Raw genomic sequence first — 14,646 nt, 5'->3', positions numbered from 1 at the left:
GCGACAGCATCTTTACGAGGATCATCCGTGGCCGCTGTGTCAACGGGCTCTGTTTGTGCATTAGCCAGTTTTTCAGCTTGTTTTGCACGGGCTTGAGCTTTACGGGCTTCGCGAGCAGCAATCACCGCACTATTGTCTGGCAGTTCACCCGAAATAATCTTAATGGGCTCCGCGGTCGCTGCTTGTTTGGTTTTAACTCGAGCCAAGGCTGCATTAACTGCATCTTTATCCGCGCTATCAACTTGTACCGCGGCTTTTTTATGGCGTTCTTCTCGTGCTTGTTTATCACGTTCCATACGCAACTGTTTTGCTTCAAAACGTAATTTAGCTTCAGCAGCTCGGCGCTCTTCTTGAGCAATTTCACGAATTTCCGCTTTTTCTTGGCGATAATATTGCACTAACGGAATATTACTTGGGCATACATAAGCACATGCACCGCACTCTATGCAGTCAAATAAATTATGTTTTTGCGCTTTTTCGTGTTCATCCCCTTTACTGAACCAATAAAGTTGCTGAGGAAGTAACGCGGCTGGGCAGGCATCGACACATAACCCACAACGAATACACGCTTCTTCTAGTGCTTTAGGTCCCATTTCTTCCATTGTGGGGACCAGTAAGCAGTTACAAATTTTTACGACAGGGACATTCAGGTCGGGTAGGGTAAAGCCCATTAAAGGCCCCCCCATAATAACCATTTGTTCTGGCTCTGGGTTAAAACCGGATTGCTGTAATAGATATTTAACTGGAGTCCCTAAACGAGTCCAAAAATTACCCGGTTTACTGATTGCTTCTCCGGTGACAGTTACCACTCGTTCAATCAATGGCTGGCCATCAACAACCGCGCGTTTAATGGCGACCACAGTACCGACATTTTGCATCAACACACCAATTTGTGAAGAACGCGCACCAGACGGCACTTCTTTTCCTGTCAAAATTTTTGTCAGTTGTTTAGCACCACCAGATGGATATTTAGTTGGTATAACCCTAATGAATACCTGTTTATCTTGTGGCGTGATTGCATCTTTGAGTGCCTGAATAGCCTCAGGTTTATTGTCTTCAATACCAATTAATATTTGGTCAGGGTTCAATAAATGCTGTAAAACACGACAGCCTTCAATGACTTCCTGTGCATGTTCTTGCATTAACCTATCATCAGCTGTGATATAAGGCTCACATTCAGCTGCATTAATGATTAATGTTTTAATCGCATCTTGACCTCCGGCCAATTTTGATGCGGTTGGGAAACCTGCACCACCGAGGCCGGCTATCCCAGCTTGTTCAATTTTTTGCAGTAATTCAGCACGGGTTAGTTGAACGTAATTAGGCTCTGGGGACAAAGTACACCATGTATCATGGCCATCGGCTGCAATACGCACACACAATTCTTTTAAACCAGAAGGGTGTGCCGTTACCATGGGTTCAATTGCAGTGATCACCCCTGAAGTTGATGCATGAACAGGTACAGTACGCCCAAGCCCTTTAGTTAATGGCTGGCCTTTTAATACTGAGTCACCAACCTGAACAATTAGTTCTCCCTCAGGGCCCAAATGTTGTTGTAATGGAATAAACAACTCATCGGGCACTGATGCAATACGCATCGGTGTCTGGCTAGATTGTAGCTTCATTTCAGGCGGATGGATCCCACCTTTGAAATCCCATATATTATCTTTTTTCAACCAATTAAAGAGCTTAAGCATGAGTTTCACCTCTTACTTTAGAGACAAGCTGTTCATTGGGTTCAACACTAATATTTTTTACAGGGATGGTGTTTAAATCCCATTTCCAATTGGCTGTAGTCGTTTTCACAGGAACAAGTTCAATACAGTCTGTAGGGCAAGGGGCGACGCATAAGTCACAGCCGGTGCACAAGTCTTCAATCACAGTGTGCATGGCGCGGGTTGCACCCACAATGGCATCAACAGGGCAAGCTTGGATGCATTTAGTACAACCAATGCAGTTTTCTTCGTCGATAATAGCAACTTTACGAACGGGGTTTTGCGCGGCTTCATCGCCATCAATCGGTTGAGGGTCGACATTAAGCAATTCAGCGATTTTCAGCATGACCTGTTCGCCACCTGGGGCGCATTTGTTGATCATTTCCCCATTATTGGCAACCGCTTCAGCGTAAGGACGGCAACCAGGGTAGCTGCATTGACCGCACTGGCTTTGAGGCAATATCGCTTCAACTTGTTCGACAATCGGGTCAGCTTCAACTTTGAAGCGTAATGAGGCATACCCTAACATCAGCCCAAATACTAGGCCAAAAACGGCTAATATACCGATAGCAATCCATACAGACATCATTAGAATTTCACCAAACCACTAAAGCCCATAAACGCGAGAGACATCAAGCCAGCGGTAATCAAGCCAATTGACGAGCCCTTAAAAGGGGCTGGAACATTGGCAACAGCTAGACGTTCGCGAATAGCGGCAAATAAAACCATCACTAATGAGAAACCCACAGCAGCGCCAAAACCGTATACGGCAGACTGCATAAAAGTATGAGACATATTAATATTTAATAAGGCAACACCAAGAACTGCACAGTTGGTGGTAATTAAAGGCAGAAAAATGCCGAGTAAACGGTAGAGCGTTGGGCTCGTTTTCCTGACCACCATTTCAGTGAACTGTACAACGACAGCAATCGCTAAAATAAAGCTTAGCGTCCGCAAATAGATGAGGTCGAGAGGAATGAGGATAAGTGTGTCAATCAACCAAGAACTGATTGACGCTAATGTCATAACAAACGTCGTTGCTAAGCCCATCCCAATGGCCGGTTCGAGTTTTTTTGAGACGCCCATGAAAGGACATAAGCCAAGGAATTTAACGAGGACGAAGTTGTTAACCAACACTGTTCCAACAAAGAGTAATAAATAATCAGTCATGCTATTGCCTGAAATGAAAAAAGAACAAAAACTGGCCGCAGCCAGTTAAACTATCATTATGATATCAAGCAATTTATATGATGCTTATCGATCTTGTGTGAAAGTCATTTTTACACGTTGGGAACGCTTGAAATAAGGGACAAAGAAACCCGCGCCAATTAAAGGCCATGCAAGGACTTGCAAAGCAGTTTCATCGTCAATAGGTGAAAAAGCGAAGGTTTTTATGCCTAATAATAATAAAATAAGCAGCCAAATAATAAAACGGCGAGGGAAATGTTTTGAACGAGAAAACATCAGTTGCAACACATGGATACTGAAAATAGTCATCCCAATAGCAATGGCGAATGACAAATACCAAGCGGCAGGAATAAAACGTGTCCAATGGTCAACAGTCGTGACAATCTCATAAAATTTAATGCAATACATGACAGTCATACTGCAAACAGCTAAAAAGGTTAATAACAAATAGATCGCTGGAACTAATAGCCAGCCAGTGATGCGGTTAGCGTCATAAACTGAAGTCATAATTAATAAAACCCATTTTGGCAAAATCGCTGGACAATTTACAATCCTATCATAGATTTATTTGCCATTTCATTCCTTCTGATGGTACTTTTTATCTCCACTTGTGTTTATCGTTGTATGAGGTCTAAATGTCTAAACCAATTAAAGTCGCGATCATCGGATATGGCTATGCAAGCAAAACATTTCATGCACCTTTCCTTGGTATTTTAGAAGGGTATGATTTGGCAACGATTTCTAGCAGTGACCCCAATAAGGTTAAGGCAGATTGGCCAAATATTCATGTTGCTGCATCTCCAGAAGCTGTTTTTGCGGATAAAGATATCGAATTAGTTGTCATTCCTACACCTAATGATACTCACTTCCCCCTTGCACAAGCGGCATTGGCAGCTGGAAAACATGTAGTTGTTGATAAACCCTTTACGTTAGATGTCTCACAGGCAGAGCAATTAAAACAACAAGCGGAGCAAGTTGGAAAACTACTGTCGGTTTATCATAACCGTCGATGGGATTCAGGTTTTTTAACCGTTAAAAAGATCTTAGAAGAAGGTAAGCTAGGGGATATTAAATACTATGAATCCCATTTTGACCGTTATCGGCCGCTAGTTAGGCAACGTTGGCGTGAAGCCGATATACCCGGAGCCGGTATTTGGTACGACTTAGGGCCACATTTGTTAGACCAAGTCTTGCAATATTTTGGTCGGCCTTTAGGGATCAACGTTGATCTTGCCATGATCCGCCCTAATGCACAGGCAGTGGATTACTTTCATGCTGTTTTGCAGTATGCAGATAAAAAAGTGGTATTACATGCAACAACATTAGCCGCTGCACCAACGCCGATATATGTTATTCATGGTATGAATGGTAGCTATGTTAAATATGGTTTAGACACCCAAGAAGACTGCTTAAAGAGCGGCCAACGTCCAGAAGGGGCTGATTGGGGAATTGATACCAACATGGGTAATGTGACGCTGTCACAAGGTGATGAGCTTATAACACAATCTTGGCCAAACCAACGCGGAAATTATGGTGGTTATTATCAAGGGATATATGATGCGATTCGCCATGGTAAACCAAACCCAGTCACTCCGAGCGAAGCGATAGATATTATGAAACTTATTGAAGCAGGTATACGTTCGGCAAAAGAAAAACGGACAATTGAAGCAATCTTTTAATGTCATCAACGCTCACTATAAGGCCAGTTAATATAACTGGCTTTTATTATGGATAATCGAATGAATTTGCTAGCTAAACTGAGAATAGACCCATTTTTACTTATCATGATTGGCGTTGTCATTCTAGCCAGTCTTTTTCCTTGTGAAGGCGATATAAAAACGGCGTTTCAATATTTAACGACTGCTGCAATTGCATTATTGTTCTTTATGCATGGGGCTAAATTATCTCGTGAATCAATCATGGCGGGGATAGGGCACTGGCGCCTACATCTCTTGGTTTTTGCGAGTACATTCATTGTATTTCCTATCGTAGGCCTAGGGCTTGCCGTGATTGTTCCGAAATGGATGTCACCCACTGTATATATGGGCTTTTTATACCTATGTGCTTTACCTGCAACTGTACAGTCAGCCATTGCATTCACATCGGTAGCGGGGGGGAATATTGCTGCAGCTATTTGTAGTGCATCGGCGTCGAGTATTCTTGGGGTTTTTCTTTCGCCAATCTTAGTGGGCTTATTGATGGATGCTGATGGCAGCCAAGCCATGGATACGCTTAATGCGATAGGCTCCATTCTAATGCAATTGATGCTGCCATTTATTGTGGGGCATTTATCTCGGCCGCTGATTGCCAATTGGATAAACCGTAATCGCAAATTAGTTAATATGACTGACCGGTCTTCAATATTATTGGTCGTTTATGTGGCATTCAGTGAAGCAGTGGTAGAGGGGATTTGGCAGAAAATAGACGCATTTTCACTATTTATGATTGTGGTTGTCACTTGCGTTATCTTATTTATTATCATTGTATTTAATACGTTGGCTGCACGGTTGTTAGGTTTTAGCAAAGAAGATGAAATTACCATTGTGTTTTGTGGTTCGAAAAAGAGTTTAGCTAATGGAGTCCCAATGGCGAATGTGTTGTTTCCTGCTGCGACAGTGGGGGTTATTTTATTGCCATTGATGATCTTTCACCAAATACAACTGATGGTCAGCGCTGTACTTGCTCAGCGCTATGCTAAACGGTTATCGATGAAATAAGTATTCTAAGATTGAGGGGGATTAGTAACCCCTCATATTTTTGCTATTGATTTATAGGATTAGCTATATTTAGTTACAACATACAGTGGGTTTAATAATCGCTAAATTAACAACTGTACTTGTACATTGAATACAGAAGGTGAGCTAGTAAAAGGAGAGTCGTGTGTCTGTGTATAAACGTAGAAATACAATAATATAGGAAAGTGGCTTGAAAATTAAAAAGGGCATTCTAACAAATGCCCTTAAGAAATTTAAATTAACGAGTAGCAGCTTTATGTAAGAGCACTTTTTTCTCACTATCCGATAAAAATGCCATACTCAGACCATTTCGTTGTGCTTGTTCTATTTCTGCTGCCGTTAAACCAGCTTGTGGGGCAGCCACTTCATATTCATGGCGTAACTCAATACCTTGAACTGCTGGGTCATCTGTATTAATTGAAGCCAGAACACCTTGTTGTAAAAAGGTTTTCAATGGGTGTTGAGCTAAGGATGGAACTGTACTTGTTTGAATATTCGACGTTAAACAGCTTTCCATGCCAATTTGATGTTTTACTAAATACTCAACTAGAGCAGGGTCTTCTATTGCTTTAACGCCATGACCAATTCGTTGTGCGCCTAATACCTTAATAGCATGCCAAATACTGTCTGCTCCAGCCGCTTCACCTGCATGAACAGTAATATTTAACCCAGTATCTCTAGCTTTAATAAAATGTGACTCAAAGAGCTCTCCAGGGAATCCGAGCTCATCTCCTGCTAAATCTAATGCGCATAAATGATCTCGATGCGCTAATAATCCTTGCAGCTCAGCTGTACAGGCTTGTTGGCCAAAAGTGCGGCTTAAAATACCAATTAAATTAATTTTAATATCAAATTGTTGGCACCCTGCACGTACACCATCAACAATGGCTTCAACTACACCTTCAACAGGCAATTGGTGCTTCATCGCCATATAGTAAGGAGAGAAACGTAGCTCTGCGTAATCGATACCAGCATTAAAGGCATCTTCAACATTCTCAAGCGCGACACGGCGACAGGCGTCCAAATCAGCTAAAACAGCGACTCCCCAATCTAGCTTTGCTAAAAAACCAACTAAGTCAGCTTCTTGTCCTATAATCTGGACGTGAGGGCGCAATGCTTCAATCTCTGTAGCAGGTAATTGAATATGATGCTGTTCTGCTAAGGAGAGGATCGTTTCTGGACGAATATTGCCATCGAGGTGGCGGTGTAAATCGGTTAAAGGTAAATGTGTATTAATCACGGAATGATCCTTTATCTATTTTCTATCCTTATTTTGACTTTTATTTCATTAAAGGCAATTACGAATCACGAAAAATGTGAAACGAGATTAATTATTACATTAATATTGTGATATATATCACGTTTATTTCGTGAGGTAATAAAAAAGCCAGCTAATATTAACTGGCTTTCGTCACTAGATGGTATTGAGTCAAATTAGTTAGCTGGTGCTTCTTGTGGAGCTAACTCAGGCTCAACTTCCATTTCTGGTGCTGGCTCTGCGTCTGGAGCAGGTACAGCTTCATATTCTAATGCATCTTCTGGGCTAGACATCATTTTCATCTTAGTGAGGAACTCAGCTAAGGTATATTTGTCATTATTGAATGTCAGGTCATTACCTGCAAATTTGATAGTCATAGTTAAGTCATTTTCGCTATCAATCATCCACGGTGATTTTTTCTGCTTAGCTTTTTCAGCACGTTCTTCATCAGTCATAAACATTTCTTCAAATGGAGAAGAGAACATATCTGAAGTCAGCATTTGCTGAACACCTTCAAACTCAGAAGTGATCATGCCTTTCATTTCTTTTTTAGCTTCTGCATCAACTGGTACACCTTGATCAATAATCATTGCTTGAGTCATTGATTCGATCATCATTGGTTTATTCAGTTTTAAATTGAAATCGAAAGACGTAATGAGTTGCTTGATAGCTTCATCAACTTTGTTAGACATTGCTAACGCAGTCATTTCGTCTTGGTTCCATTTATTGAATGTGATGTTTAGGTCAACTGAGCTTTGGCCAGCTTCATTTTTCCAGTAGAAAGGGCTAACCGTAAATACAGGCTTGCTTTTCATTAGCTCTGGTAATGTTGTAGACATCATCTCCATAGCTAAACGCTCTGTAGCTTCAGTAGGATCTCCACTAGCTAAACCTTGCGCTAAAGCTTCATTATATTGTTCAACGAATTTACCTAATGCTTTAGCATCTAATTTTTCAATAGCAACAGTCAATTCGCCAGAACCTAAGTTTTGCTCTAATGCTTTTAAATCAGCGATGCTATAAGAAATATTTCCTTTTACATCTTCGCCAGTAATAGAGGTATCACTTGAAATTTTGAAATCTTTAAAAGAGAATTTGGTTTCAGGGATGTTGAAATCTGTATCCGCAATAACAAATGACTGGGTTCCAGTGTAGAAGCCATATTGTGACTTTTCTACATTAGAGACTAATTTTAAACCTTTTAAAGTCATGGATTCAGAGTTATCTTTTTTACCAATAACTAAATTATCCGTCACTAAAGTTGCATCTACAGCAGCAAGGTCAGAGGTTGTTGATACATCGAACTTCGAACCACTGAATGATAATGAAACATCATCTTTCTTATATTCGATAGGGATCAGTTCTAAGCTGGTATCAATACTTTTGCTATAGCCAATAACAGCGGAACCATGAATAAAAGGTTTACCTTGTGTTGCTTCAAACAATTCTTTTGTGGTTGCGTTATTAGCTAATTCAATTTGTGTTGCTGCTAATTTAGGTAATAAATTAAACTTAGCAACTTGTGATAATGGGAATGGGCCATGATCAATATTCGTTTTGAATACAATGGAGTCGTCTGGTGAGACTGAGTCTGCAGAGGTGATTACAATATCTGCTTTAGATGAAAATACGCCTTTTTCATAATTTTCTACTTTAAAGTTCAAACCCGACTCAGGCACATTTACAGCAAAAAAATCGTTGGTTTTGAGGATTACTCTATCAAGTTCATCTTTTACTTTAGAACCTGTATACCATGAAGCACCGGTCCACACTGCACCTAGAGCAACAATAACACCAACCGCGACTAATGACTTTTTCATTATAAACATCCATCCTTTCAGTACGTTATTGCCGTACTTATAAATTTATAAAAGTTTTAAGTAACCATCTTCATGCAATAAAGACGGTTAAATACAGAATATGACACTATTTGTTAAATACTCGGGCTAGTTTACCACTGCCATTAATGGTTATGCTTTTCTCATAAGCAGGTAAGAATACAGACTCACCTGAATTAACGCATATTTCATCATTACTTGAATGCAGAACTAACTGGCCTTCAATACAGAACAAAATTGAGGCACTATTATTAGATAGCACAACTTCCGAGTGGCTTATAGAATATATATTAAATGCAAAATCTTCTACTGGAATATTATATTTCCAGATATTTCCAGATTTTTCGGGGGTGTTCAATAAATCCTTTGCAAACGTAGGCTTAAAGTCAATATTCGCAATCAACTCTGGAATATCTATATGCTTATTTGTTAACCCTGCACGCAGTACATTATCTGAATTTGCCATAACCTCTAACCCGACACCTTCTAGATAAGCATGTGGCGTTCTGGCATATAAAAACATCGCTTCACCAGGTTCTAATTCAACGATGTTAAGAAGAAGAGGGGTAAATAACCCATTATCTTCAGGATACAGACTAACCATTTGCTTTATTGAGTTCCATGGTTCACCTTGTCGGCTGTTCAATGCTGCTTTTAATACACCAAGTGCTAAATCTTTTTGTTCACCCGTTAGGTTAAGAATTTGTGCAAATAAACGTGATAATTTTTCTTCAGTGGGGTCCTGAACAAATAACTGAATATCAGGATGGGCAGCAGAAACAAAATCCAGAAGATGAGCGATTTCATTTAGTGGGCGAAAGGCATTCATCGCTTTAAAAGGTGTTAATGCGAAGATCAGTTCAGGTTTGTGGTTATCATCTTTATAATTACGTATTGGGGAATCTAAAGGGATCCCTGCTGAATTTTCTTTGGCGAAACCAACTTCAGCATAAGTTTTGTTTGGATGCACCTGAACAGACAACGGTTGAGCAGCACATAACACCTTAAATAAATAAGGTAAACGATGATACGTCTGTGCAACATGTTGACCTAAATAAGCTTCAGGATCGCTATCAATTAAGACATTAAGTGGAATACTTTGATTTTTTTCCGTATCGAGAACTTCGGAGCTTGCTTTTGGATGAGCCCCCATCCAAAGTTCAGCCATTGGTAAGTTATCGGGGTTTGAAATCCCATATAACTTAGTCAGGGCCGTTTTACTGCCCCAGTCATAGTTTTGGACTTTGTTTATCATTTTCAGCATAGCAAAATTCTCTTTTTCATAAAAATCAACTGATTTCCTTTTCACTACAATACAATAAGCTCGACCAAGTCTCATAAATGAAATTCAATTTGTGGCATTATACTGCTCGGTTATTTGCTTACCTGCAAGCAGATGATTCTAAAATCAATTATTCTGTGTATGTACCTAAGGAGATAGTAATGGCAGCCACTCGCATTGAAAAAGACTCAATGGGACCAATTGAAGTACCTGCTGACCAATTGTGGGGCGCGCAAACGCAGCGTTCTTTAGAACATTTCCGTATATCTGTAGAAAAAATGCCTGTTGCGTTGATTCACGCACTCGCTATCACAAAAAAAGCCGCTGCTAGTGTCAATATGGATCTCGGATTATTAGCTAAAGAGCGCGGCGATGCAATCATTGCTGCCGCTGACGAAGTTTTAGCTGGTAAACATCCAACGGAATTTCCTCTTGCTATTTGGCAAACAGGTTCTGGTACGCAAAGTAACATGAACATGAACGAGGTTTTAGCTAACCGTGGTAGCGAAATTCTCGGTGGCCAACGTGGTAACGATCGTCTTATTCACCCTAATGATGATGTGAATAAAAGTCAAAGTTCAAATGATGTTTTCCCAACGGCAATGCACGTTGCTGCGGTCGTCGCAATCCGCGAACATCTTCTCCCTGAACTGAAAATTTTGCATCAAACGTTAGATGCAAAAGCGAAAGAATTTAAAGATATCGTAAAAATCGGTCGTACTCACTTACAAGATGCAACTCCGCTGACGCTAGGCCAAGAAATTTCTGGTTGGGCTGCAATGTTAGCGCATAGTGAAAAACACATTGAAAACGCAGTTCCACATGTGTGTGAATTAGCGTTAGGTGGTACAGCAGTAGGGACCGGTTTAAATACTCATCCAGAGTATGCCGTTCGTGTTGCGAAAAAAATTGCAGAATTAACTGGCCAGCCATTCATTACAGCTCCGAACAAATTTGAAGCATTAGCAACCTGTGATAGCCTTGTGCACGCACACGGTGCTTTAAAAGGTTTAGCCGCTTCTCTAATGAAAATTGCGAATGATGTAAGGTGGTTAGCATCTGGCCCTCGCTGCGGTATTGGTGAAATATCTATCCCAGAAAATGAGCCAGGCAGTTCAATCATGCCAGGTAAAGTTAACCCGACACAGTGTGAAGCATTGACAATGTTATGTGCTCAAGTGATGGGGAATGATGTTGCTGTGAACATTGGTGGGGCTTCAGGTAATTTTGAGCTGAATGTATTCCGCCCAATGTTAATTGATAATTTCTTACAATCTGTTCGCTTGTTAGCTGATGGTATGCGTAGCTTTAATGAGCACTGTGCGATTGGAATTGAACCAAATCGTGAGCGCATTGAGAAATTACTTCATGAATCGTTAATGTTAGTAACTGCTTTAAATACCCACATCGGGTACGATAAAGCGGCAGAAATTGCTAAAAAAGCACACAAAGAAGGGCTGACGCTGAAAGAATCTGCACTGAAACTAAACTATTTAACTGAAGAACAGTTCAATGATTGGGTTCGTCCAGAAGATATGGTTGGCAGCATGAAATCTTAAGCTAGCTTATTAAACTGGCTTTATATAACACCCATACTGTTTTACAGATGGGTGTTTTTTTAGCGTTCAATATACAAATTTAATCGAGGAATTAATAATTCAACCTGTTTTGCTTTAGGTCGATTACGAATAGCAATGTTATTTGCATGGTAATCGGGGAGCTCACCGATTTTAATTTCTGCTACTGTTTTTTCGAGCGCAAAAACGAATAAAGGTGTTGCACAGGCAAACTGCGTTTGTTTCTGTTGCTCTTTATCCCACACTCGAGCTATTGGCTGAACTTTGACAGGGCGTTGAGTTTTCAGAACCGCATTATGAGGTAGGGAATCAATTAGCCGAATTTCATTTTCCAGTTGTAAAAGCCAATGTTCTTTAGGTAAATGAAGAGGGCAACGGCCACTATCTATACTTGCTTGTAAACGGTCTAGTACTGTTTCTTTGGTCACTTTATTGATAACTTTTTTATTCGCCCAGCCAAAATTAACCGTATCGACATCAACCAATGAGGTGAGGGTACGATAGGTATTTAATGTCAGCAGTCCGTGTAAACTGTCACGGATAAAGTCGAATCGATGAGGTTCATTCACTTGTGTGACAATTGCCTTTATATGCATCTTTAACTCATTAATCTTTAATATTAACGAATTAAAGTCACGATATGTCTGTAAATGAGTTTGTATGCATATAACGCCAGGTAAGCGGATAGCGGCTTTATTGCTAATTTTTTCGGATTTATTCTGCAAAAATAATAAGTTAATTAACTTTATTGCTTCACTCACAGCATCATGACCCGTTAGTGTATGTACTGAAATTTGTTCTATTTCATTATTTTCCTCACCTTTAATAACTGAAGGTAACTGAAATACATGGGCTGTAAATGGAACCTGTTTTGATTGTTCCAGCAGCAAGAGGCTAAATTGGTTTATCCGTGACTCCAATTCATTGAACGTATCAATCAAATCTTGTTTTATAGTCATTTAGTTACAACATTCAAATGGGTGATAATTATAATTACCATTAACTATCGAGCTTATCAATAATAAAACGAAGCTTAAAAGGACAAGTGGGTATTTTAACACTTGTCCTTTTCTTGTATATAACTTTACTTTTACGTTAATTTATTTCTGTATCAATGACTTGGTAAAATGCATTTGGTGTATCATATATCGTCAAAATGGCTAAGATTACATGGTAACCTTTTTGATTTTTCGGTAATACACAGTTGTGTTCCACAATTTCCCCTGGAGTTTCTACACGTTCAAATTTACAAAATGGGGTTAGTGTAAATTGATTACGCGATAATAGGGCATTTGGCTGCCAGTCAGGCTTAGTTATGAAATATTCCCATTTTGTCGTTTTATGTTTTGCCGTGATGCGCCATTTAAACTTAACATTAGGTGAATTTAAAATAACCCGTTTCCATCGGTTCGTAGTTTGTATGTCTAAGGGAGAAAAAGCACCAATACCAGCGCTAGCAATTTTTCCATCAGCTGGGCCGTATTGGGGGAAGCCTTTTTGGCCTTCAATCGATTGCGGCTCATATTGCACTGGCCCACAGTGAGTATTTATACCTTGTTTGCAGTAATATGAGCGACTTTCAGGGGATTCGACATAGCCATGGGACCAAACAAAAGAACTACAACAAAAGAGCAATGATGCAAATAAAAATAGTTTTAGTGAGAATGGTTTCATTGAGTTTCCTCGTAATTAATAGACATTTTCATCATCTACTAATCACGAGGAGGAGCGGTAGCTTAACCTTTATTAGTTCCTAACCTATTGGTTATAACAAATTGATTTCAAACGGTAAGCAATGATAATGCCGATAAATAATATTCCAGCGATAAATAAAGCAACTCCATTCCAACCAAAGTGTTGCCAAAATAAGCCACCAACCGTACCTGCAATACTTGACCCTGCGTAATAACTAAATAAATACAAGGAAGACGCTTGGCCACGTGCTCGTTTAGCTCTGCGTCCCACCCAGCTACTAGCTACAGAGTGTGCTGCAAAAAAACCCGTTGTCAGTATTGTCATTCCAAGTAAAACTAACCAAACATTTGAATGTAATGTGACTAAAATACCAACTAACATCATACTGATGGACGCTATGAGTACTTGTCCAAGTCCATATTTGTGAATTAGGCTTCCTGTTTTAGTCGCACTGTAAGTCCCTGTTAAATAAATAACGGATAACAAGCCGACAGTAGACTGAGAAAAAGAGTAAGGCGCTTCAAGTAAGCGATATCCAATGTAGTTGTACATTGTGACAAAGCCCCCCATCAAAACAAAGCCTTCAATAAATAGAAAAGGTAAGCCTTTGTCTCTAAAGTGTAGATGCAAATTAACCCACAGATTCTTAGGTTTTAAAGAACTCGCCCGGAAGTGCTGAGAAGGGGGCAATAAGCGCCAAAAGCCAATAGCCGCGATCAAAGCTAACGAACCTAAAATCACCACGGCAACACGCCATGAATAAAAATCAGCGATCACTCCCGTCACCAAACGGCCGCTCATTCCACCCAATGAATTACCACTAATATATAAGCCCATGGATAGTGCAACATAGCTTGGATGGATCTCTTCGCTTAAATAGGTCATTGCAACCGCGGCAACACCACTTAGCGACAAACCAACTAATGCTCTCGCAATTAAGATCCCTTGCCAACTCTGCATGACGGAACTAAGTAGCGTAAATAATGCGGCACAGGTCAATGCAATCACCATCACATTTTTTCGACCTATTGCATCTGAAATTGGCCCTGTAATTAATAAACCTAATGCCATCAAGCCAGTACTCAGTGATAATGACAAGCTTGCAGTGGCAGGGGAAATATTAAAATCCTCTGACAACATGGGCAAAATTGGCTGCACAAAATACAGTAATGCAAATGTGGCAAAACCCACCGTAAAAAAAGATAAAGTCACACGTAAATACAGCGCATCATCTCTTTGTATGTAATGTTTTTTTGGTGTGGTATTTCCTTGCTGGGGTGCCCTTATTCCTTCGTTAGGTTGCTCAGATGTAAGACTATTCTGTGAGTGTTCCATGTATATTCCTTGTCATACCAACA

Annotated in this window: 13 protein-coding genes; 3 read left to right on the top strand and 10 right to left on the bottom strand. The window is 40.1% G+C overall.

From position 1 onward, the window contains the following. The 4 genes from rsxC to PR800_RS11740 all read right to left on the bottom strand — a co-directional run. Positions 1-1,697: electron transport complex subunit RsxC (rsxC, locus tag PR800_RS11755; protein WP_272530874.1), on the bottom strand; the 1,697-nt coding region annotated here is incomplete at its 3' end. Then, entirely contained in the window at positions 1,690-2,304 is a 615-nt protein-coding gene (gene rsxB, locus PR800_RS11750; RefSeq protein WP_102138601.1) for an electron transport complex subunit RsxB, read from the bottom strand. The genes rsxB and rsxC, both read right to left, overlap by 8 nt. Continuing rightward, positions 2,304-2,885: an electron transport complex subunit RsxA gene (rsxA, locus tag PR800_RS11745; protein ID WP_004910983.1), complete on the bottom strand. Its 582-nt coding sequence runs from the start codon at positions 2,883-2,885 to the stop codon at positions 2,304-2,306. The genes rsxB and rsxA overlap by 1 nt, the downstream gene beginning before the upstream one ends. An 84-nt stretch (positions 2,886-2,969) precedes the next feature. After that, the gene (locus tag PR800_RS11740) at positions 2,970-3,410 is read right to left on the bottom strand and encodes a DUF2569 domain-containing protein (protein ID WP_102138600.1); all 441 of its coding nucleotides are present in this window, start codon (positions 3,408-3,410) and stop codon (positions 2,970-2,972) included. A gap of 128 nt (positions 3,411-3,538) precedes the next feature. Here PR800_RS11740 and PR800_RS11735 point away from each other — a divergent pair, with 128 nt between their 5' ends. Beyond that, the gene (locus tag PR800_RS11735) at positions 3,539-4,582 is read left to right on the top strand and encodes an oxidoreductase (RefSeq protein WP_102138599.1); all 1,044 of its coding nucleotides are present in this window, start codon (positions 3,539-3,541) and stop codon (positions 4,580-4,582) included. A gap of 60 nt (positions 4,583-4,642) precedes the next feature. Next, positions 4,643-5,620 carry a bile acid:sodium symporter family protein gene (locus PR800_RS11730; RefSeq protein WP_102138598.1) on the top strand — a complete coding sequence of 326 codons (978 nt, stop codon included), beginning with the start codon at positions 4,643-4,645 and terminating at the stop codon, positions 5,618-5,620. 256 nt (positions 5,621-5,876) lie between these two features. Here PR800_RS11730 and add read toward each other — a convergent pair whose 3' ends face one another. The 3 genes from add to manA form a co-directional block, all read right to left on the bottom strand. Continuing rightward, positions 5,877-6,878: an adenosine deaminase gene (gene add, locus PR800_RS11725; protein ID WP_272530871.1), complete on the bottom strand. Its 1,002-nt coding sequence runs from the start codon at positions 6,876-6,878 to the stop codon at positions 5,877-5,879. A 194-nt stretch (positions 6,879-7,072) separates the two neighbouring features. Further along, positions 7,073-8,716 carry a YdgA family protein gene (locus PR800_RS11720; protein ID WP_195698721.1) on the bottom strand — a complete coding sequence of 548 codons (1,644 nt, stop codon included), beginning with the start codon at positions 8,714-8,716 and terminating at the stop codon, positions 7,073-7,075. Between the two features lie 106 nt (positions 8,717-8,822). Further along, positions 8,823-9,998 (bottom strand): mannose-6-phosphate isomerase, encoded by a 1,176-nt coding sequence (gene manA / locus PR800_RS11715; RefSeq protein WP_272530870.1) that lies wholly within the window; start codon positions 9,996-9,998, stop codon positions 8,823-8,825. A 179-nt stretch (positions 9,999-10,177) separates the two neighbouring features. Here manA and fumC point away from each other — a divergent pair, with 179 nt between their 5' ends. Beyond that, on the top strand, positions 10,178-11,575 hold the full coding sequence (gene fumC / locus PR800_RS11710) for a class II fumarate hydratase (protein WP_102138595.1): 1,398 nt from the start codon (positions 10,178-10,180) through the stop codon (positions 11,573-11,575). 59 nt (positions 11,576-11,634) lie between these two features. Here fumC and tus read toward each other — a convergent pair whose 3' ends face one another. The 3 genes from tus to PR800_RS11695 form a co-directional block, all read right to left on the bottom strand. Next, positions 11,635-12,552 carry a DNA replication terminus site-binding protein gene (gene tus / locus PR800_RS11705; protein WP_272530869.1) on the bottom strand — a complete coding sequence of 306 codons (918 nt, stop codon included), beginning with the start codon at positions 12,550-12,552 and terminating at the stop codon, positions 11,635-11,637. Positions 12,553-12,688: 136 nt separating this feature from the next. Next, positions 12,689-13,267, bottom strand: a complete 579-nt coding sequence (locus PR800_RS11700; RefSeq protein WP_272530867.1) for a lytic polysaccharide monooxygenase — start codon at positions 13,265-13,267, stop codon at positions 12,689-12,691. An 84-nt stretch (positions 13,268-13,351) separates the two neighbouring features. Beyond that, positions 13,352-14,623 (bottom strand): MFS transporter, encoded by a 1,272-nt coding sequence (locus PR800_RS11695; protein WP_210848057.1) that lies wholly within the window; start codon positions 14,621-14,623, stop codon positions 13,352-13,354. Positions 14,624-14,646 lie beyond the last annotated feature (23 nt).

Source organism: Providencia sp. PROV205, from assembly GCF_028479505.1.
In the GTDB taxonomy this organism is placed as follows: Bacteria; Pseudomonadota; Gammaproteobacteria; order Enterobacterales; family Enterobacteriaceae; genus Providencia; species Providencia huaxiensis.
The sequence above is the reverse complement of the archived record's forward strand: the minus strand, read 5'-3'. Positions and strand labels throughout refer to the sequence as shown.